Origin of the sequence: Kaistia dalseonensis, from assembly GCF_030814715.1 — a bacterium.
GTDB classification, from domain to species: domain Bacteria; phylum Pseudomonadota; class Alphaproteobacteria; order Rhizobiales; family Kaistiaceae; genus Kaistia; species Kaistia dalseonensis.
In genome coordinates, this window is record NZ_JAUSVO010000001.1 from 624655 (window position 1) to 644651 (window position 19997).

The 19997-nt window shown below is 67.0% G+C and carries 17 protein-coding genes; 5 read left to right on the forward strand and 12 right to left on the reverse strand.

From position 1 onward, the window contains the following. Positions 1-78: 78 nt before the first annotated feature. The 4 genes from QO014_RS02860 to QO014_RS02875 all read right to left on the reverse strand — a co-directional run bounded on the left by QO014_RS02860 (position 79) and on the right by QO014_RS02875 (position 4697). Complete coding sequence (locus QO014_RS02860) at positions 79-1383, reverse strand: O-antigen ligase family protein (RefSeq protein WP_266347130.1); 1305 nt, start codon at positions 1381-1383, stop codon at positions 79-81. Continuing rightward, positions 1380-2876: an undecaprenyl-phosphate glucose phosphotransferase gene (locus QO014_RS02865; RefSeq protein ID WP_266347131.1), complete on the reverse strand. Its 1497-nt coding sequence runs from the start codon at positions 2874-2876 to the stop codon at positions 1380-1382. The genes QO014_RS02860 and QO014_RS02865 overlap by 4 nt, the downstream gene beginning before the upstream one ends. 86 nt (positions 2877-2962) lie before the next feature. After that, positions 2963-4129 (reverse strand): glycosyltransferase, encoded by a 1167-nt coding sequence (locus QO014_RS02870; protein WP_266347132.1) that lies wholly within the window; start codon positions 4127-4129, stop codon positions 2963-2965. Positions 4130-4133: 4 nt separating this feature from the next. Beyond that, on the reverse strand, positions 4134-4697 hold the full coding sequence (locus tag QO014_RS02875; RefSeq protein WP_266347133.1) for a polysaccharide biosynthesis/export family protein: 564 nt from the start codon (positions 4695-4697) through the stop codon (positions 4134-4136). 188 nt (positions 4698-4885) lie between these two features. On the opposite strand from QO014_RS02875, the gene QO014_RS02880 reads away from it, so the two are divergent. After that, entirely contained in the window at positions 4886-7024 is a 2139-nt protein-coding gene (locus QO014_RS02880) for a GumC family protein (RefSeq protein ID WP_266347134.1), read from the forward strand. On the opposite strand, the gene QO014_RS02885 is transcribed toward QO014_RS02880, so the two are convergent. Then, positions 7025-8248, reverse strand: coding sequence for a GNAT family N-acetyltransferase (locus QO014_RS02885; RefSeq protein WP_266347135.1), 1224 nt, complete (start codon positions 8246-8248; stop codon positions 7025-7027). Positions 8249-8356: 108 nt separating this feature from the next. Here QO014_RS02885 and QO014_RS02890 point away from each other — a divergent pair, with 108 nt between their 5' ends. After that, positions 8357-9454 (forward strand): polysaccharide deacetylase family protein, encoded by a 1098-nt coding sequence (locus tag QO014_RS02890; protein ID WP_266347136.1) that lies wholly within the window; start codon positions 8357-8359, stop codon positions 9452-9454. Here QO014_RS02890 and QO014_RS02895 read toward each other — a convergent pair. Next, the gene (locus tag QO014_RS02895) at positions 9414-9629 is read right to left on the reverse strand and encodes a DUF2842 domain-containing protein (protein ID WP_266347137.1); all 216 of its coding nucleotides are present in this window, start codon (positions 9627-9629) and stop codon (positions 9414-9416) included. The genes QO014_RS02890 and QO014_RS02895 overlap by 41 nt on opposite strands. Before the next feature lie 173 nt (positions 9630-9802). On the opposite strand from QO014_RS02895, the gene QO014_RS02900 reads away from it, so the two are divergent. Both QO014_RS02900 and QO014_RS02905 read left to right on the forward strand, forming a co-directional pair. Next, a complete protein-coding gene (locus tag QO014_RS02900) occupies positions 9803-10924 on the forward strand; it encodes a COX15/CtaA family protein (RefSeq protein ID WP_266347138.1) in 1122 nt (373 codons plus the stop codon). Between the two features lie 135 nt (positions 10925-11059). Then, positions 11060-11992: a sensor domain-containing diguanylate cyclase gene (locus tag QO014_RS02905; protein WP_266347139.1), complete on the forward strand. Its 933-nt coding sequence runs from the start codon at positions 11060-11062 to the stop codon at positions 11990-11992. Positions 11993-12014: 22 nt separating this feature from the next. On the opposite strand, the gene QO014_RS02910 is transcribed toward QO014_RS02905, so the two are convergent. Together QO014_RS02910 and QO014_RS02915 are read right to left on the reverse strand one after the other, a co-directional pair. Further along, positions 12015-13592, reverse strand: coding sequence for a hydantoinase B/oxoprolinase family protein (locus QO014_RS02910; protein ID WP_266347140.1), 1578 nt, complete (start codon positions 13590-13592; stop codon positions 12015-12017). Between the two features lie 2 nt (positions 13593-13594). After that, positions 13595-14689, reverse strand: coding sequence for a M24 family metallopeptidase (locus QO014_RS02915; protein WP_266347141.1), 1095 nt, complete (start codon positions 14687-14689; stop codon positions 13595-13597). Between the two features lie 132 nt (positions 14690-14821). Here QO014_RS02915 and waaC point away from each other — a divergent pair, with 132 nt between their 5' ends. Continuing rightward, the gene (gene waaC / locus QO014_RS02920) at positions 14822-15862 is read left to right on the forward strand and encodes a lipopolysaccharide heptosyltransferase I (protein WP_266347142.1); all 1041 of its coding nucleotides are present in this window, start codon (positions 14822-14824) and stop codon (positions 15860-15862) included. Here waaC and QO014_RS02925 read toward each other — a convergent pair. From QO014_RS02925 to rfaD, 4 genes are read right to left on the reverse strand one after another with little or no spacing between them, the layout of a single operon-like run. After that, entirely contained in the window at positions 15845-16984 is a 1140-nt protein-coding gene (locus tag QO014_RS02925; RefSeq protein ID WP_266347143.1) for an AGE family epimerase/isomerase, read from the reverse strand. The two genes, waaC and QO014_RS02925, sit on opposite strands and share 18 nt — an antisense overlap. After that, on the reverse strand, positions 16981-18420 hold the full coding sequence (rfaE1, locus tag QO014_RS02930) for a D-glycero-beta-D-manno-heptose-7-phosphate kinase (RefSeq protein WP_266347144.1): 1440 nt from the start codon (positions 18418-18420) through the stop codon (positions 16981-16983). Before rfaE1 ends, QO014_RS02925 begins: the two co-directional genes overlap by 4 nt. 20 nt (positions 18421-18440) lie before the next feature. After that, complete coding sequence (locus tag QO014_RS02935) at positions 18441-18998, reverse strand: D-glycero-alpha-D-manno-heptose-1,7-bisphosphate 7-phosphatase (RefSeq protein ID WP_266347145.1); 558 nt, start codon at positions 18996-18998, stop codon at positions 18441-18443. Continuing rightward, on the reverse strand, positions 18961-19971 hold the full coding sequence (gene rfaD / locus QO014_RS02940; protein ID WP_266347146.1) for an ADP-glyceromanno-heptose 6-epimerase: 1011 nt from the start codon (positions 19969-19971) through the stop codon (positions 18961-18963). Before rfaD ends, QO014_RS02935 begins: the two co-directional genes overlap by 38 nt. Positions 19972-19997: the final 26 nt, after the last annotated feature.

Here is a 19997-nt window from a genome sequence, read left to right on the forward strand (position 1 = left end):
GTCTTCTCCCTCTCGCTTTTATTGTCTGGATCAATGCGCGAGGCGGGTTAGGGATGCACGGAAGGCTGGAATAGTTTTCTAAGTGCTGGGGCGCGGCGCCAGCGGCGTGCGGGGCAGGGCAACGGGGCCGACGATGAGCGGTGCCGGAACGGCCGGCCGTGCCGTGGCCTCGCCTCGTGCGCCGGCGCCGATGCGCCGCTCAACGGCATAGGCGCCCCAGAGCACGCCATAGATCAGGAAGAGATGGCGCCAATGGTCGTTGTCGATCACGTTGTGGATCAGCAGATGGCCGAGATAGACCGCATAGACGCTCTGGAGGAACGGCGTCCAGGGGTGGCGGTGCCAGATCAGCGGCGTCGCGATCGCGAGCGTCCAGACGACGAGGCCGATATAGGCGAAGCCGCCGAGCCAGCCATAGACCGTGAAGCCCTTCAGCCACATATTGTGCTCGTCTTCGCCCATGGCGAGGCCGAACTGGAACGGCCCGATGCCGAGCGGGTGCTCCTGGATCAGGAAGAAGCCGATGATATGGCGCTCGAACCGGCCGAGCCGCGCGGCGTCGTAATCCTGCACCAGCTTGAAGCGCTGGACGAAGATCTCCTGCACGGCGGGGATCGAGATCGCGATGGCGAGCAGCAGCGCGACGACGACGAGCCCGGCCGCCACCACGCCCAGCATGCGCAGCCGCCGGCTCGGGCGGAATTCCGTCACGAAGGCGAGGAGCGCGATGATGACGAGGGCGAGCACCGCCATGCCCCAGGCGGCGCGCGAGAACGACAGGAAGATGCCCGCGAGCAGGATCAATATGCCCGGCACGCGCCAGCCCGAGCGGATCAGCGGCGTCGTCAGCACGGCGCGGGTGAGCACGACCAGCGGCAGCACCAGGAACGGGCCGAACACGTTCGGGTCCTTGAAGGCGCCCTTGGCGCGATCATAGAGCGTGAACAGGTCCGAGCGGGGCAGGGCGCCGAAATAGGCCAATATGCCGATTAGCGCGCAGATGATCGCCGAGGCGACATAGCTGCGCTCGATGATCCGCATCCGCCGCTCGGTGTCGTCCTGCAGGATCGCGGCGTAGAACACTGAGGAAATGACGAGAAAGGCCGTGGTCGCCATATAGGTGACCGGCTTCTGGAAGCCCGAGAGCTGCGTAAACGAGAGCAGGCCGCCGGCCACATAGAGGCTCATCAGCACGACCATTGGCATGACCGACCGCGTCAGCCTGAGCCCGCAGAACGACCAGATCAGCACCACCAGGCAGAGCAGCAGGTCCGACGGGGCCGGCTCGAACATGACGAAGGCGGAGAGGAAGACGAGCACGCCGATCACCATGTTGGCGATCGCCCGCATGGGCAGGCCGGAGACGGGCATGCTCGTTCTCAATATGCGTTCTCCGTCCTGACGAGGCGGAGCGGGGTCATGAGCAGGATGTAGAGATCGAACGCGATCGACCAGCGATCGATATATTCGAGGTCGTATTCCACGCGCCGGCGGATCTTCTCCGGCACGTCGACCTCGCCGCGCCAGCCATTGATCTGCGCCCAGCCCGTCATGCCGGGCTTGACCTTGTGGCGGGCGAAATAGCCGTCGACGACATCGTCCCAGGGCGCATCGTCGGTATGCGCGTTGACGGCATGCGGTCGCGGCCCGACAAGTGACAATTCGCCCCTGAGTACATTGACGAGTTGCGGCAGCTCGTCGATCGAGCTGCGCCGGATGAAGCGGCCGATCCGCGTGACGCGGGGATCGCCGCGCGTGACGGCGACCTTCGCGCCGGGGTCGCTCAGATGCTCGTAGATCGACCGAAACTTCAGGACCTCGATCACCTCATTGTTGAAGCCATAGCGCTTCTGGCGGAAGAGGACGGGGCCGGGACTGTCGATCTTGATGAGGATGGCTGTGAGGAGGAGCAGCGGCGACAGCACCACCAGCCCGATCGTGGCGAAGACGACATCGAAGATCCGCTTCGCCAGTGCGTTCCAGCCCGTGATCGGCTGGTCGGCGAGATCGAGAAACGGGATCGAGCCGATATAGGAATAGGCGCGCGGGCGGAAGCGCAGGCGGCTGCCGAGCGCGGAGAGGCGAATATCGGCCGGCAGTACCCAGAGCGCTTTCAGCACTTCGAGCAATCGCGCCTCGGCATTCACCGGCAGCGACACGATCAGCAGGTCGATGCCGGCGAGGCGCGCGAAGGCGACGAGATCGGCGACGGTGCCGAGTTTGGGGTAGCCCAGCATCTCGTCGGGCGAGCGCGCGCCGCCGCGATCATCGAACAGGCCGCAGACGCGGATGCCGCCCTTGGGTTCGGCGGCGATGGCCTGGACCAGCGCTTCCGCCTCGGCACCACCGCCAATGATCACGGCGCGCCGTTCCAGCCGCCCCTGGCGGATCAGGGCACGCACGATGGTGGCGATGATGGCGCGCTCGGCGATCAGGAACAGGAATCCGGCGACCAGGAACAGCCCGAGCGTGCCGCGGAGCGGCGTTTCGGTTGGTGCGAGGAAGAAGCTGGCCGCCGCCACGCCGATCACCACGGCGCCCCAACCGAACAGCACGCGCGTCAGCGTTGCAACGGGATCGGCCAATGCCGTCACGCGGTAGCCGCCGCGCGCGCGGATCGCGATCACCGCGACGAAGGGCGCGCCGATCACGGCCAGAATCTCGCTCCAGCCGAGCGGCGCCGACCGGCTCGCCAAGGCGAGGAGGAACGAGCCGATCAACGCGAGCGCGATGAATTCGGTCGCCTGCACCGTGCCGGTGACAAAGCCCGGCGCGATCGCGCGCCCCGACAGGCGCGCGGCAATGGCGCGTGCCTCGGCGCTGAGGGCGTCCTCCTTGTCGGAGTCGCCGAGGGGCGAGGGCGTGCGAGCCGTCATGAACCGCGATTGAGCCGACCAGAGCTGATAAACGCCGGCAGGCTAGCAGCCGACGCCTAACAAAGCTTTGCAGGCGCAAGGGAATGTCAGCGGGCGAGGCTCGCGCTATAAAGCCCGGCGACATTGGCCGCCATGGCCTCGACCGAGAAGCGAGGCTCGATCGATGCACGTAGCGCCTCGGCCTCCATTTGCGCCCGTTCCGGGTCGTCGAGGAGCGCCGCCATCGCTTCGGCGAGCGCCGGTTCGTCGCCCGGCCGCACCAGCCTGTCCGCGGCCGCGTCGAAAATCTCGGGAATGCCGCCGACGCGCGTGGCGACGAGCGGGCGGCCGGCCGCGATCGCCTCCAGCACGATATAGGGCATCGATTCCGCGCGGGACGGCACCACGACGATGCGTGCCGTCGCGAACGCGGCGCGGGCCGGCATCGCATCGTGGAAGCGCGTGGTCGCAGAAAGGCCGAGCCGCTCGGCCTTCGCGACGTAGCGCGGCTTGTCCGGCCCGTCGCCGACGATCTCGGCCGTTGGCGCGACGCCGCGCTGGTCGCGAAGCCGCGCGAGCGCGTCGATGAAGAGGTCCGGCCCCTTCAGGTCGCGCATCATGCCGATATAGAGGAAATCAGCCGCGTCGGCGTTTTCCCGCACGGGCACGAATTCCTCGGGCCGGATGCCGTTCGGCGCGATGCGCCAGGGCTTGGTCGGCCGGCCGACCTTTGCCGCATAGGCATCGGCCTCGTAGCGGCTGACGAAGACGAAGGCGTCGGTGATCCGCTCCATCAGCCGTTCGAGCGCGAAGAAGACGCGACCCGAATGCGAACGCGGATCGTAGTGCAGGCTGCCGCCATGCGGACAATAGATGCGGGCCACGCGACTACCAGAGACCCGCAAGAACGTGCCGATCATTCGTCCATACACGCCGCCCTTGGCGCCATGCGTATGGATGACATCGGGATTGAGAGCCTTGATGCTGCGGAAGACGCGCATCAGGGCGACGAAATCGGTTGGCGAGATCTGCCGCTTCATCGGCACCCGGTTGAGGCCGAGGGGAAGAAGCGGCGCGATCTCTCGAAACAGGTCCTCCTCGCGGGCACCGCCCGTCGACGAGTCGCAGACGATGCCGACGCTGTGGCCGTCGGCGATCTGCGCCAGCGCGAGATCGCGCACATGGCGGAAGATGCCGCCGACCGGCGAGCGGAAGCAGTGCACGATCCGAAGGCCCCGCTCCGGCACTGCGACGGAAGAAGGGGATGGGGCCATAGGATCAGAACAGACGTTCGCGCACGTTGAGCGTATCGCCGGGATAGACCGGCTGGGTGGGTAGCAGGCGGACGGTCATGACCTTGCCGTTCACCTGGCGCGTCACGTCGACATCGGATTTCTGGGCGCGCGGCGTGAAGCCGCCGGCGATCGCGACCGCCGTCTGCACGGTCATGCCGGTGACATAGGGATATTGGCCGGCGCTCGTGACCTCGCCCATGATGAAGAAGGGGCGGTAGCGATCGACCTCGACCGAGACATCGGGATTGCGCACATAGCCGCCGCGCAACTTGGTCGCGATATCGGCCTCTATCTCCTGCGTGGTGCGGCCGCGCGCCGCCACCGTGCCGACCAGCGGCATGGAGATCATGCCGGCCTGGTCGATCGTATAGCTGTTGGTCAAGTCCGCCTGGCCGAAGACGACCACGCGCAGCCGGTCGCCGCTGTCGAGGCGATAGGGCGCGACGAGTGCCTTGTACGTTGCCGGGTCCGGCGGCGGATAGCTGCTCGTGCAGCCGCCGAGGAGGGCGGTCGCGATCAGCGTCAAAGCGAGGAGGAAGAAACGCATCGGTCAGGCGTTCCCGATCGGGGTGAAGCAGTGAGCGGACTGTCGCCGCTCATGGTTAATGCCGCGTAAAGCGCGAGCGCTGACCCACTGTTTCGATTCATGAATATGACCGGCCCGGCCCGAAAATTAACGTGCCGGTTACCCTGACTTTCCATGATGGCGCTGTTGGAAACAGGATTCTCGCCATCATGACGGACGGCCGGCCACGCGAGATCGACGATGTCGAGCTCGACATGCGCGCATTGTTCGCCGCACTCGGGCGCGCATTGCCGTGGCTCGTCGCCTTCGTGCTGGTCGTCGCCATCGCGCTTTTCTTCGGGCTCAGCCTGGTGACGCCGCGCTATACGGCCGAGGCCAAGCTGTTGATCGAGCGGGGCGAATCCGCGATCACGCAGAATGCCGGCGACACGGAGGAGGCGCGGGCGCTGCTCGATGCCGAGGGCGTTGCGAGCCAGGTGCAGCTCATCGGTTCGCGCGATCTGGCCGAGACGGTCGTGAAGCAGCTCGGCCTCGCCGACCTGCCCGAATTCAACCAGCCATCCCTGATCGGCCGGTTCGACCAGATGCTGGCCGGATTCGGTATCGGCGCGCTGTCGGGTCCCGCGACGACGGATGAGCGCGTCTTCCAGCGCTTCGCCGACCGGCTCTCCGTCTATTCGGTCGACAAGACCCGCGTCATCACGATCGATTTCTCCTCGTCCGATCCCGCGCTCGCCGCCCGCATCGCCAATGCGGTGGCCGATCAGTATCTGGCGCTGGACCGCGACGCCAAGCGAGCCAGCAATGCCGACGCCACGACATGGCTGGAGGCGCAGATCGCCGATCTCCGCGTCAAGGTCACAGATGCCGAGGCCAAGGTTGAGACGTTCCGCACCGGCAGCGATCTCTTCCTCGGCGGGCAGAACAACAACCAGTCGCTCTCGCAGCAGAAGCTGACCGACCTCAACGCCGAGCTCGCCCGCGTGCAGGCGGTTCGCGCCGCGGCGGAAGCGAAGGCCGCGACCGTACGCAAGGGCCTCTCCAACGATACGGCCTTCGACATGCCGGATGTCCTCAGCTCGCCGCTGATCCAGCGGCTGCTCGAACAGCAGGTCTCGCTGCGCGCCCAGATCGCGCAGCTTTCGGCGACGCTGTTGCCGGCGCATCCGCGTATTCGCGAGCTGAACGCGCAACTCGCCGATCTCGACGCTCAGGTGAAGCGCGAGACCGGCCGCATTCTGAAGAGCATCGAGGCGGAGGCCGCCACAGCCCGCGCCAGCGAGGCCGAGATCAATGCCGATCTCGCCCGCGCCAAGACCGTGGCGGGCCAATCGAATGATGCCGAAGTCCAGCTCCGCGCGCTGGAGCGCGAGGCGACGGCCGAGCGCGACCTGCTTGAAACCTATCTGCGCCGCTATCGCGAGGCGACATCGCGCCAGGCCGGCGACTATCTCCCGGCCGATGCCCGCGTGATCTCGCGCGCGGCGACGCCGCTGGAACCGTCCTTCCCGCGTCGGATTCCGATCACTGCGGCGGCAACCACGGCGCTCCTGCTGCTCGCCCTCGTCTTCGTGCTCGTGCGCGAACTGGCGAGCGGCCGTGCGCTGCGCCGCATCGTGTTCGACGGATCGCCCCAGGCGCCGGCCCCGCTTCCATCGGGTGAACGCAGCGGCCGGAGTGATACGGCGCCGACGCCGCTTCACGCCGTGCCCTCCGATCCGTCGCTGGCGGGGCTGGTGGCGGTGGACGACCGCGATTCGCTGCGCGCCATCGTCGATCGCATCACGGCCGCGAAGGCGAAGCGCGTCATTCTCGCGCCGGCGAAGAGCGAGGCCGCAAGCCGGCCGCTCGCAGCCGTAGCACTCGCCCGCCAGCTTTCGCGGCGCGGCAGCCGCGTGCTCCTCGTCGATCTCCATGCCGATGCCGCCGATGGCAAGGCGATGGCGATGGTGGACGAGATCACACCGGGCCTGTTCGATCTGTTCGCGGGCGCGGCTTCCTTCACGGAAGTGATCTTCCGCGATCGCCGTTCGCGCGCCCATGTCATCCCGCGCGGCACGGCGACGCTCTCGAGCGACATGGCGGCGAGCCCGCGCTTCGCCACCATCCTCGACGCACTCGACCATACCTATGATCACATTCTGATCGATGCGGCAGGTGAAATGGCGGGTGCATTGGCGCCGACCGCCGGCGCCGTGGTGGTGGTGGCGGATGCCGACGAGGCGGAACCGGCGGCGCTGCCCGGCTATGCCGCGATGGCTGCCGTCTCACCGGTCGAGATCATGCTGCTCATCGCCGACATGCCGCCGCTCGCCGACGAGCCCGACCCGGAGACGCAGGCGGCCTGATCAATCGGCGCCGGCCGGCTCGGTACGCCGGCCGCCCAGGCGTCGGCGGAGCGATTTGGCGAGGCCCCAGAGCCTCGGATTGCCGCGGAGCGCGCGCTCGACCCGTCCGGCCTGCCCGAACAGCGCCACGGCGAGCCGCCCGCGCCACGTCACCCCGATAAGTACGCGCACATGCGGCTCGCGCTGGTCGAGCCATGACGTCTTGTAGCGCTCGTCGCCGCGGCCGAGATCGAGGATTGCGAGGCCGCGGGTGCAGCTCGCCGCCACGACGTCATGGATCAGCAATTCTCCGGGGCTGATGCGGCGCCATTCAGTATTGGCGACCGAGAGGAAATAGCCGCTCAGGCGGCCATGCTCCGTGCCGCTGCCGAGGATCGCCTGCACGGCGCCGTCGACGATCACCGCGTCGAGTTCGATGATCGGCGCGCCGGTCCGCCAGCGCCGCGCGACGAGCGCGCGAAAGAATGCAGCCACGCCCGGCTCGGCGAAACTGTCGGCGATGCCCTGTGCGCGGAACCAGGCGGCCTTCTGCGCGAAATAAGCGTCGAGCAGCGCCAGCGCCTCGTCTGCATCGGCCGCGCGGCGGACCATGTAGCCGCCGACCGGGGCGAGCGCGTTGACCTGCCAGCGATGCTTCTTGGCCTTCCTGGCGCCGTGATGGGCCGCCAGCACGGCCTTGAAATCCGGGCCGAGCGCCATCGCCCCGACATCGGTCCGCGCCGGCCGGGCGACGGGATGGGCGGCAAGCGGCACCGGCCTGCCATCCCACATCACCGGCATGGCGTCGAGATCAATGAGGTCGATGCCCTTGATCGCCCGCGCGATCCGGCCAAGCAGGCGGTCGCTGCCCTCGGCGTCCAGCCGCGCGAACAGGGCGGGGTCGAACAGCGGCATGCGGATATTGGCGTGCTCGCCGCCGAGAAAGCGCGCGATACGGAGCGGGCCGACACGCTCGATCCCGAGCGGGAGGATCGCGGCGAGCCGCCCCGCGATTCGCAGCGTGACGAGCGCCGGGCGGATCCGCTGCGGCCCCGTCGCGGTACTCACCCAGCAGTCGACCCAGTCGAAATTCTGGTAGACCGAGATCGGCCAGAGAGTGGCCGCTCTGCGCCACTCCGCCTCGATCGCGCCCATCCGCTCATGCACGCCGATCTCGATCGCGTCCGTGTCGAGCGCCGTCTGCGGCGGTGCGTGCCGGGCCTCGCTCGCTCCAGACCCGTCCATGCCGCGCTGCTCCCCTTCGTCGAATTCTTCGGTGCTATCAACCTAGTGTAAACGTCGGGTTCGTAAGAGCCTGACGATACGGTAGCTTGATGTGGATGATGGCGCTCGATGCAGGGTCTGAGAAGTCTGGGCGTCAAGGCGGGGCTGAACGCGCTCTACTGGAGCGGCGCGCATCGGCTGCTCTCCGCGCGGACCGAGGGCGCCGGCGCGATCCTGATGTTTCATCACGTCCGGCCGGCTCGCGGCGACGGCTTCCGCCCGAACGACCATCTCGAAGTCACGCCGGATTTTCTGCGCAGTGTCGTCGAGCGGCTCCGCGCGCGCGACATCGACATTGTCGACATGGACGAGGCGCTGCGGCGGCTCGGGGAGGGCAGGCGGGCGCGGCGCTTCGCCGTGCTCACCTTCGATGACGGCTATCGCAACAATATCGTCGAGGCCTATCCGGTCCTCAAAGCGCTCGAGGCGCCGTTCACCGTCTATGTCGCGACAGGGCTGGTCGATCGCGAGGCCTCGCCCTGGTGGGACGTCATCGGCGCCGTCATTGCCCAGAACGACCGCATCGATGCGACGATCGAAGGGGCGCGGCTCGCGCTCACCGCCCGCACGTCGGCCGAGAAGGCCATCGCCTGCGACCGGCTGATCTGCGCGCTGGTCGCGGCGGACGAAGACGAGCAGCGCCGTGCCGTCAGCACGATCGCGATCCGCCACGGCGTCGATATCGCCGCCATGCTCGATCGCGAGATGATGGACTGGGCCGATATCAGCCGGCTCGCCGCCGATCCGCTCGTCACCATTGGCGCCCATACGGTGGGCCATTATGCGCTGGCTAGGCTCGATGCCGCCCGCGCCCGAGACGAAATGCGCGAGAGCCGCGAGCGCATTGCCGCGATCCTCGGCGAAAGGCCGCGCCATTTCGCCTATCCCTATGGCTCGGCGCTGACGGCAGGTGAGCGGGAGTTCGCCATGGCGGCCGAGCTCGGCTTCACCAGTGCGGTCACGACGCGCCGGGGCGTGTTGCGCGCCGGCGGCGGCCAACGCCTGACGGCCTTGCCGCGCATCTCGATCAACGGCCGCTACCAGTCGATCCGCTATCTCGATCTCTTCCTGTCGGGCCTGCCCTATGTGCTGGAGGCCGGCTTCCACCGGCTCTCGGGCGGTGGCGCTAGGAGCGCGGCGCGGGCGGCTTTTGCATCCACGCGATGATCGCGCCGGCGGGCACGATCCAGAGCAGTCCGCCGATCACGTAGAACAGCGCCTGCACATAGCCGGGCGTGCCCGGCAGCTTGGCGGCGGCGATCGTCATGGCGACCAGCGCATAGACGACGACCAGAACGACGAGCGCGACCATGCCGATGAATTTGCGGAGGCGTTCGGGCATGCGAGTTCCATTCCGAAGCGATGACGCATCCCAAAAAGGGACGATGTGTCGGCATAACCTGTTCGTGCGAAGACGGCAAACGGTCGGGCGCGCCCGCCCCTGCGACGACCTGCCGGTTGTCGGCGGGCGCGCCAGCCGATAATTCCCGTGCGGCGGGGTGAGATCGAGGTGCGATGATGACGGATGGTGTTTCATTGGCCGGCTCCAGCCCGAAAGCGCCCGCGAGCCGCGCGCCCGCCTCGAAGGCGCCCGTGCGCGACAGGCGCCGCGATCGCGCGCTGATCCGCGTCTGGCTCGGCGCCGTGATCGTCATGATCGTCGCGATGATCGTCGTCGGCGGCGCGACGCGCCTCACCAATTCCGGCCTTTCGATTACCGAATGGAAGCCGATCCACGGCGTCATCCCGCCGCTCAACCTCGCCGAATGGCAGGAGGAGTTCGCGAAATACCAGCAGATCCCGCAATATGAGATGCTGAACAAGGGCATGACGCTCGATGCCTTCAAGAGCATATTCTGGTGGGAGTGGGGGCATCGCCTGCTCGGCCGGCTGATCGGCGTGGTCTTCTTCGTGCCCTTCGTGCTGCTCTGGCTGACGGGGCGGATCGAGCGCAAGCTCGTGCCGCCGCTGCTCGGCCTGTTCGTGCTCGGCGGCCTGCAGGGCGCCGTCGGCTGGTGGATGGTGGCGAGCGGCCTCGTCAACCGCGTCGACGTCAGCCAATACCGGCTGGCGACCCATCTTCTCCTCGCCTGCTTCATTCTCGCGGCGACGGTCTGGATCCGGCGTGGCCTTGCCGCCGACGATGGCGAGGATCGCGTCGCGAGCCTGCCGCTCAAGGGCATGGCGACCGCGCTCATCGTGATCGTCTTCCTGCAGATCTTCTTAGGCGGGCTCGTCGCCGGGCTCGATGCCGGCTTCACCTACAACACCTGGCCGCTGATGGACGGCGCCATCATCCCGGCGCGCGTCTACGATTACGACCCGATCTGGCGCAGCGTGTTCGAGGATGTGATGACCGTGCAGTTCGACCATCGCATGGTGGCCTATCTGCTGCTGATCGGCTCCTTCGTCCACGCCTATCAGGCCTGGAAACTGGTGCGCCGGTCGCGTGCGGCGCGGCGCGCGCGCCATCTGGCGGCGCTGGTCCTGGTGCAGGCCGGCATCGGCGTCTCGACCCTGCTCACGGTCGTCCCGATCGACCTGGCGCTCCTGCACCAGTTCGGCGCGGCCGTAGTGCTGATTGCGGCCGTATCGCACCGCCGGGCGCTCTCGCCGCCTATTCCAATCGAGAGTTGAAAGCAACGAGAGCCTACAGCTGACGTTGGTTTATTTTGCGCTGCACTCTTGACTTGCGGCTGCACAATATTTGAATTGTCAGCATGCGCTGTAGACCGTAGCCACTGTATTCGGCTCTCGTTTCGATGAGACTCTATGGACGAAGTCGTCGCGAAACTCTTCCAGATCTACGAAACCACGCCGGTTCTGGTATCGGCCTATGACGGGTTTGACCGTCTTCGCTATGCGAACCCGGCATTTCGATCGGCCTTCTTCGTCGAGCTCGGCGAGGAGCCGCTCTGGTCGGAGCTGATGCGGCGGAATTTCCTCCTCGGCCGGGGCACCGTCATTCGCAATCCCGATTTCGAGGCATGGCTATTCTCGACGCAGGCACGCCGCGGCAAGGCCGGGTTTCGCGCCTTCGAGACCGACGTGGTCGATGGCCGGTGGTTCTGGATGACGGAGACCGTGCAGGCCGACGGCTGGATGCTCTGCATTGCGAGCGACGTTACCGAGCTCAAGGCGGAAGACCGCGCCGTGCGCCAGGATCGCGACTTCGCCATCAAGACGGCCCACACGGACGACCTGACCGGCGCCGCCAACCGTCGCTATGTCATGGCGCGGATCGACGACATGCTGGACCGGCCGGCGGAGCCCCGCACGGTGCTCGGCTGCGTCGCGATCCTCGATCTCGATAATTTCAAGGTGATCAATGATCGATTCGGCCATTTGACCGGCGATCTGGTGCTGACCGATTTCGCCCGGCGCATCCAGCAGCAGATTCGCCGGACCGATTGTTTCGGCCGTGTCGGCGGCGAAGAGTTCATGCTGGTGCTGCCCAACACGTCGATCGAACAGGCCAACCTGATCGCCGAGCGCATGCTGGCCGTGGTTCGCGCATCCATGCCGTTCCCCGAACGACCGGATTTCAGATACAGCTTCTCCGCCGGCATCGCGGCGGGGCTTGAATCCGATACGGTCTCCAGCCTTTACGCCCGCGCCGACAGCGCGCTCTACCTCGCCAAGGTCGCCGGCCGCAACCGCATCCATATCGCCGAGCTGCCGCCGAGCCAGGCCGCCATCGCCTGACCTCGCCATCGCCTGAACAGGCCTATTCCGGCGCCTTGCCCCAGCCGCCGCCCTGGGCGGTCGTGATGCGGATGATCTCGCCAGGCGCGACGGGGAGGGCGCTCACCACGGCGTAGCGCTCTGTGCTGCCGTCCGTGCGCACCAGCTCGACGCGGTTGGTGGTGCCGGGTTCCCCGCCATTCAGGCCCCAGACGGGCACCACGCTGCGGCTGAAGCCTGCGCCGAGCTGCGTATCGCGGCCGCGCACGGCATATTCCGAGACGATGCCCTTGCCGCCATGATGCAGCCCGGCGCCGCCCGGCTCGTCGTTCAGCGCGAGCGTCTGGTAGTCGAGGCCATAGCGTGCCTCGGCGATCTCGATCGGGCAGTTGAACGTATCGCCATGGCCGGCCGAGAATTGCGCATTGAGGCCGTCGCGGGTCGCGCTCGCGCCCCAGCCGCCGACCTGCGGTTCGACCAGGGTGAAGTTCCGATCGGTGATGGGGTGACGACCGGCGATGACGATCGAGCAGATCGAGGCGAAGTGACCGGCCGGCAATCGCTCCGGCGAAGCCTCGGCGAGCGCCCGCCAGAGCATGTCGTAGAGCCGCACGCGGGTTTCGAAATAAAAGCCCTGCGGTGCCGGCGGAAGGGGATCGAACACCGAGCCCGGCCGCGTCAGCACCTCGAGCGGGCGAAATGACCCGGCATTGCAGACCATGTCCGGCGCCGCCACCATCTTGAACACCAGCTGGCAACCGATGACGGCGCCGTCGCGGCTCAGATTGGTCGGCCGGGCGCGCTGGTCCGGCGCGTCGCGTAGATCGACGATGAAGCGATCGTCGGTGATTTCGATCGCCGCTTTCCAGATGGTGCCGTCGTCGAGCTGCTCCTCGACCGTCAGCCGCCCCTTGGGCAGCAGGGCGAGACCCTGGCGCGAGCGCGCCTCGGCATAGTCGTAGAGGGCCGAGATCGCCCGTTCGACCGTTTCGGCGCCATAGGTCGCGACCAGGCGTTCAACCCGCTCGGCGCCCTTGCGGATGCTCGCAATCGATGCCCAGAGATCGCCTTCGAGAAAATCGGGCAGGCGCGAATTGACCTTGAGGATGGCGAGGACCGGCTTGACCGGCTCGCCGGCATCAAAAAGCTTGATCGCCGGCAGGCGCAGCCCCTCGGCGAAGATGTCGGAGGCCTCGGTCCACATCGAGCCAGGCACCGCGCCGCCAATATCGCTCCAATGGCCGACATTGGCCGTCCAGGCGATCAGGCGGCCTTCGGCGAAGACCGGCATGGCGAGGACGACGTCGTTCAGATGGGTGACGCCGCCGAAATAGGGATCGTTGGTGGCGAAGATATCGCCGGGCCGGATCTCGTCGGCCGGCGTCAGCGCGATGATCGCCTTCACCGCCTTGTCGAGCATGCCGACAAAGGTCGGGATGCCGGCACCGGAACTCACCAGATCGCCATGGGCATCGGTGATGCCCGTGCCTACATCGAGCACCTCATAGATGATCGGGCTCATCGCCGTCTTGCGCAGCACGGCGAACATCTCATCCGCCGCCGCGGAGAGCGAGGAGGCGATGATCTCGAGCGTGAAGGGATCATCCACGCCGTCGCCCATCGTCAGGCCTCGATGGGCGCGACGAAGACATCGCGCGGCAGGCGGCTGACGATGCGCGGTCCGTCCGCTTCGAGAATCACGATCTCCTCCAGGCGGATGCCAAACTTGCCCGGCAGGTAGATGCCGGGTTCGATCGAGAACACCATGCCCTCTTCGAGGATCGTCTCGCTCGTCGCCGTCAGGTAGGGCGGCTCATGGCCTTCGAGTCCGAGGCCGTGGCCGGTACGGTGGGTGAAATAGGGGCCATAGCCGGCCGCCGTGATCACGCCGCGCGCGGCCGCGTCGACATCCCTGGCCGCCACGCCGGGCTTGGCGGCGGCGCAGGCGGCCTGCACGGCTGCTTCGACGACCGCGTGCACCTTCAAATAGTCCGCGCTCGGCGTGCCGACATAGGCCATGCGGGTCAGGTCGCTCGAAAAGGCGCCGGAGCGCGCGCCGATATCGATCACGATCGCATCGCCTTCGGCGACGGCCTGGTCGCCGGTGGCATAATGCGGGAAGGCTCCGTTGCCGCCGGCGCCCACAATGGTGAAGAGCGGCGTCGCGCCGAATTCCTTGAAGACATTCTTGGCGGCCTCGGCGATCTCGCGCTCGGTCACGCCGGGCTTGATCGTGGCGAAAGCTGCTTCCATCGCGAGATCGTCGATCTCGGCATTGCGCAGGATCTCGGCCTTTTCTGCCGCATCCTTGGAGAGGCGCATCCGCCCGACCGTCTCGGCCGCGAATTTCGATTGCGGCCCGCCGAGCATCTCGATGAAGAGGAGGGCGAAATCGGCGCGCATCGTCTCGTCGACCTGCACGAGCTTCGCGCCCTGCTTGAGGCCGACCGACTCGACCAGCGCCTTGAGCGCGGCGTCGGGGCCGTCTTCGTCCGCCCAGGTGAAGAAGGGAAGCTCCGTCTGTCGGCGCATCTCCTCCGCGTTCAGCGCCGGCATCAGGAAGGCAGCTCCGGTCGGCGTCGCGACCAGCAGGCAGGGGCGCTCATCGGCATGCGGGTGGACGTCGGCGATATAGGCCATATGCGGCCCCGGCCCGAGCGCGACGGCATCGACGCCGGCCTGGCGCAGCATGGATTGCAGGGTCGCAAGACGCGTCATCGAACTCTCCCGAAATGAATTTCACTATTAGTAAAAAGTCGCGGTGCGGCGGTCAATCGATCTGTCGGGTTGCGGATGAAGTCGCTTTGCGGCATTCCGATGGTCCGGCCGTTTCGGCCCTCGCGGATCGGCATGCGCGTCCTCCTGGTCAAACTCTCCTCGCTCGGCGACGTCGTCCACAGCTTTCCGGCGTTGACCGATGTCATGCGCGCCATTCCCGATCTCACCATCGACTGGGTGGTCGACGAAGCCTTCGCGCCGCTCGCCCGCCTCCACCCCGCCGTCCGCAAGGTCATCGCGCTCCCGATTCGCCGGCTGAAAAAGGCGCCGCGCGCCACCTTCGCCGAGGCGAGGGCTCGGATCGCCGACCTTCGCTCCGAACATTACGATATCCTGATCGACGCGCAGGGGCTCGTCAAAAGCGCCCTCGTCGATCGCTTGGCCCGCGCCTCCAGCCGGCATGGCTTCGGCCGCGGTAGTGCCCGCGAAGGGCTGGCGACGCTCGCCTATACGGTCGGTCACGACATCCCCGAGACCGAACACATGGCGACCCGCATCCGCCGCCTGTTCGCCGCCGCGCTCGGCTATCCCATGCCGGAGGGCCCGGCGGCACCCGGACTCGATCCAAAGGCAATCATAGGCAATGCAGGGGCAACGCAAAGGCAACGCGTTGTCCTCATCCACGGCACGAGTTGGAAGACGAAGACCTGGACCGTTGACGGCTGGCGCACGATCGCAACCCGCGCCGGTGAGACCGGCCGCGACGTCGTCCTCTTCGCCCATGGCAAGGTCGAGACGGGCAGGGCGGAGGCGATCGCCCGCGGGCTGGACCACGTCCATCTGGAGCCGCCGGCCGGCCTCGACGCGATCATCCCGAGGATTGCCGCGGCCTCGGCCGTGGTGACGGTCGATACCGGCCTCGGCCATCTCGCTGCCGCCTTCGGCATCCCGACCGTCGGGCTCTATGGCCCGACCAATCCGGGCCTGACTGGGCTCGTCGGGCCGCATGTCGTCGAGTTGGTCGCTGGCCTGCCTTGCGCGCCCTGCGAACAGACGCAATGCCGGATCAAGCCGGATTTCGGCGAGGGACCGCCCTGCCTCGCCGGGCACGCGGCCGGCAGGGTCTGGAACGAACTTGTCAATCTGATCGAAGAATCAGGCGGAACGATCTGATCCGAATAGGGAATCAGCCTCGAGGATCGCGCCTGCAATATGGTAGAGCGTGCTGGCCGGCATATGGTCGACCAGCGGCTCGCCTGTGACACCGCGCCGATCGATCCAGCCGCCATGCAGTTCATCCGGCGCGAAGCTATCCATCAGCCGGCCGAGCAGATAGTCCGCCATCTCGGCCGCGCCCGGCTGACCCCGCTTCGCGGCCGCAGCGAACGCCTTGACGCCCTCGGCATGCGGCCAGGACCGCACCGTCCGCGCCGTGCAGGCGCCAGTCTCGTTCACTGCATCGACGATCAGCCCGGTCTCTCCGTCAAGGCCGTGCCTGAGGCCGAAGGCGAGGAGGCCGTCGACGATGCCGATCGGAACGTCGCCGCCGAGCCGGTTATACTCCTCGAAAAGCCAAGCCCACTCAAAGAGATGTCCGGGTTCGACCCGGTTTGAGCCGGCGGGGTTCAGCGGTTGCCAGTCGGGGCCGAAATCCTCGAGCAGGGCGCCGCTCCTGGGATCGATGAAGCGGCTCCGCGCCAGCCCGACCAGAGCCTGCGCCCGGACGAAATAGCGCTCGGAACCAGTCGCCTCATAGAGCGCGAGCAGCCCTTCGAGCAGGTGCATATGCGGATTCTGCCGGCGGGTCGGATCGGTGCTCGGCGCGGCGTCGAGAAAGCCGCCGAGCGGTGCCGCAAGCACCGTGTCGATCGAATCGAGCGTCTTGTCAGCAAGGCGGATCGTGCCGGGATCGCCGGTCTGGCGGAAGCTCCAGGCCAGCGCATAGAGGATAAAGGCATGGGCATAGAGGTCGCGCGTGGCATTGGCCGGCCGGCCTGCCGGATCGATCGAGAAGACCCAGCCGTCGCCGCCATCGGCGCGGAAATAGAGCCTTTCGACAGAAGCGAGGCAGCCCGCCATGTGCGCGTCGTCGGCTCCGTGCCAGCCGGCGAGGCTCGCGCGCGAAAAGGTCGCGATCTGTCGCGCCTGAACCATCAGCCGACGTGCCGGCAGTGCCACCGGGCGATGCTCGAAATCGAGGCGTTCATGATAGAGCGCGCCGTCGCGACCATGGGACGACCAGAGCGGCAGCGCCTTCGCGACGGCCCAGTTCCGCGCCGCGCCGAGAGTCTTCATGATTTCGCGAGCTTGACCAGCGCGCTGGTCGATCTGCCGGGAACGATCGGCGCCAGCACAAGCCGGCCGCCATGCGCCTTGACGAAATCGGCGCCCACCACCTCGTGCTCCTGATAGTCGGCGCCCTTGACCAGCACGTCCGGCTTCAGCGTCTGGATGATTTCCAGTGGCGTATCCTCCTCGAACAGCACGACGAGGTCGACGGCCCGCAGCGCTCCAATGACGCGTGCGCGCGCGATTTCATCCTGGAGCGGGCGTGAGGGACCCTTGAGGCGCTTGACGGACGAGTCGGTGTTGAGGCCAACAACCAGCCGGTCGCCTTCATTCGCCGCCAGTTCGATGATCGCGATGTGGCCGGGATGGACGAGGTCGAAGCAGCCATTGGTGAAGACGACGCGCTCGCCCAGCGCCTGCCAGTTCCGCACGATCTGCGCCGCCCGCTCACGCTCGGCCAGAGCGCCGGGCTCGAAACCGGCGAGCGGCGTACGGTTCAGGGCCGCGTTCAGTTCGGCGCGCGTCACTACGGCGGTGCCGAGCTTGCCGACGGCGATCGCTGCCGCCGCATTGGCGACACCCACGGCCGATTCGACCGGCAGCCCCTCGGCGATCGAGACGGCGAGGGCGGCCAGCGCCGTGTCGCCGGCGCCCGAGACGTCGAAAACCTCGCGTGCCTCGGCCGGAACATGCGTGACCGCGCCACCCTGGCGCCAGAGCGTCATGCCCTTCTCGGCCCGCGTCACGAGCACGTCGCCACCGAATTGTCCGGCGGCAGCTGCTGCCGCGATAGCGGCCGTCTCGTCGGTGTCGTCGGGCAGACCGGTCGCCTCGAAGAGTTCCTTGCGATTGGGGGTTACGAGCGTCGCGCCGCGATAGGCCTCGAAGGTGCGGCGCTTCGGGTCCACGATGATCGGCACGTTGCGCGACCGCGCTTCCGTGATCAGAGCGGTGATCACGCGGTCGGACAGCACGCCCTTCGCATAGTCGGAGAGAACGACGACATCGGCATCCGCAATCGCCACCTTGCCGGCCTCGACCAGTTCCGCCTCGATCTCTGTGCCAGGAAAGCTGGTGTTCTCGGCATCGATGCGCACGATCTGCTGTCGTCCGCTCATGACGCGGGTCTTGGTGACCGTTGGTCTGGCGGGATCCACGACCAGGCCGGCGAGGTTGGTGACACCGTGCTGACCGAGAACGTCGCGCAGTTCCCGCGCTTCGTTATCGGCACCGACCAGCCCGACAAGATGCACCCGAGCGCCGAGCGCCGACACATTGGCGGCGACATTGGCGGCGCCGCCGGCGACGACGCGCCCTGCGCTGTGGAGCAGCACCGGCACGGGCGCTTCGGGCGAAATCCGATTGACCGAGCCGGTGATGTACCGGTCGATCATGACGTCGCCTATGACAGCGACCCGCCCGGTGTGACGTTCATCCAGCATCGTGGTCCCGTGCATTCCGTCTATTCGTCGGTCGCTAAGAGCACCGATGAGAGGAAATCGTCAAGGTTGCCGCCGGCAAACAGGTGACCCGGAATTCCGGCCGCAATGGCGGCGATCAGATCCGTGTCCTTGTCGCCGATCAGGAAGGAGCGCCCGCGGTCGATCGGGAAATCGCCGAAGGCGCGCAGGATCATGCCGGGATTGGGTTTCCGATCCGGATGATCCTGCCGATAGATGGGGATCGTCGCCTCGGGGTGATAGGGGCAGGTATAGATCGCATCGAGGCGGGCGCCATGGCCTGCGAGCTCGGCGCGCAGATGGCCGTGGAAGGCGTCCATCTCGGCCTCGGTATAGTAGCCGCGCGCAACGCCGGACTGGTTGGTTACGACGATCACGAGATAGCCGGCCTCGTTCAGGCGGCGGATCGCCGCCGGCGCGCCGTCGATGAAACGGAGCGCTTCCGGCTTGTAGACATAGCCGTCATCGACATTGATGACGCCGTCGCGGTCGAGAAAGGCGGCGGGCTGCTGGGTCACGGCTTCAACCGGCGTCGTCAGTCGCGCGCAGGAAATCCACATAGCGGCGGACACCCTCTTCGAGCGACAGAAAATCGGCATTATAGCCGCGGGCGCGGAGCTTCGACATATCGGCCTCCGTAAAGTACTGATAGCCTTTGCGGATCCGCTCCGGCATGTCGACATAGGCTATCTTCGGCTCCTGGCCGAGCGCCGCGAACACCGCGCGGGCGAGGTCGGCGAAGCTGCGCGCCTGGCCGGTGCCGACATTGAAAATGCCGCTGATCGAGGGGCTAGCGACCAGCCAGCGCATCACGGCGACGCAATCGTCGACATGCACGAAATCGCGCAACTGGCCGCCATCCTCATAGTCGGGATCATGCGAGCGGAAGAGCGATACCGTCTCTCCGGCCGCGGCGATCGGATAGATCTTGTGGATCACCGATCGCATGTCGTCCTTGTGCGCCTCATGCGGGCCATAGACGTTGAAGAACTTCATCCCCGCCCATTGCGGCGGCGTCGGCCGGCCCGCGCCGACGTCGGACATGATGCGGCGGTCCGTGGCGAGCTTGCTCCAGCCATAGGCGTTGAGTGGGCGAAGGCGGGCGAGATAATCGGCGTGCTGCTCATCGATGAAACCAGCTTCGCCACCGCCATAGGTCGCCGCTGACGACGCATAGATCAGGCGCAGATCGTTTTCGGCCGCGAAGGCCCAGAGATCGAGCGTCGCGCGGATATTGCGCTCGACGATCAGGTCGACATCCGGCTCGGTCGTCGCCGAGATCGCGCCAAGATGGACGATGACCTCGACGCGGCGATGATTGGCCGCGAGCCAGCCGAGCGTGGTTTCGGGGCGTATGATGTCGTCGAGCCCGACATCGACGAGGTTCTTCCACTTGCCGCCCGTGCCGAACCAGTCCGCGACGACGACCCGCCAGCCATCGGCCGCAAGCGCGCGCGCCATGTTGGAGCCAATGAAACCGGCGCCGCCGGTGACCAGGATCGTATCGCGGCCGTCTCTCGCAGGAAGCGTCATCAGCATCACTCGTTCCGCCGGCGCAT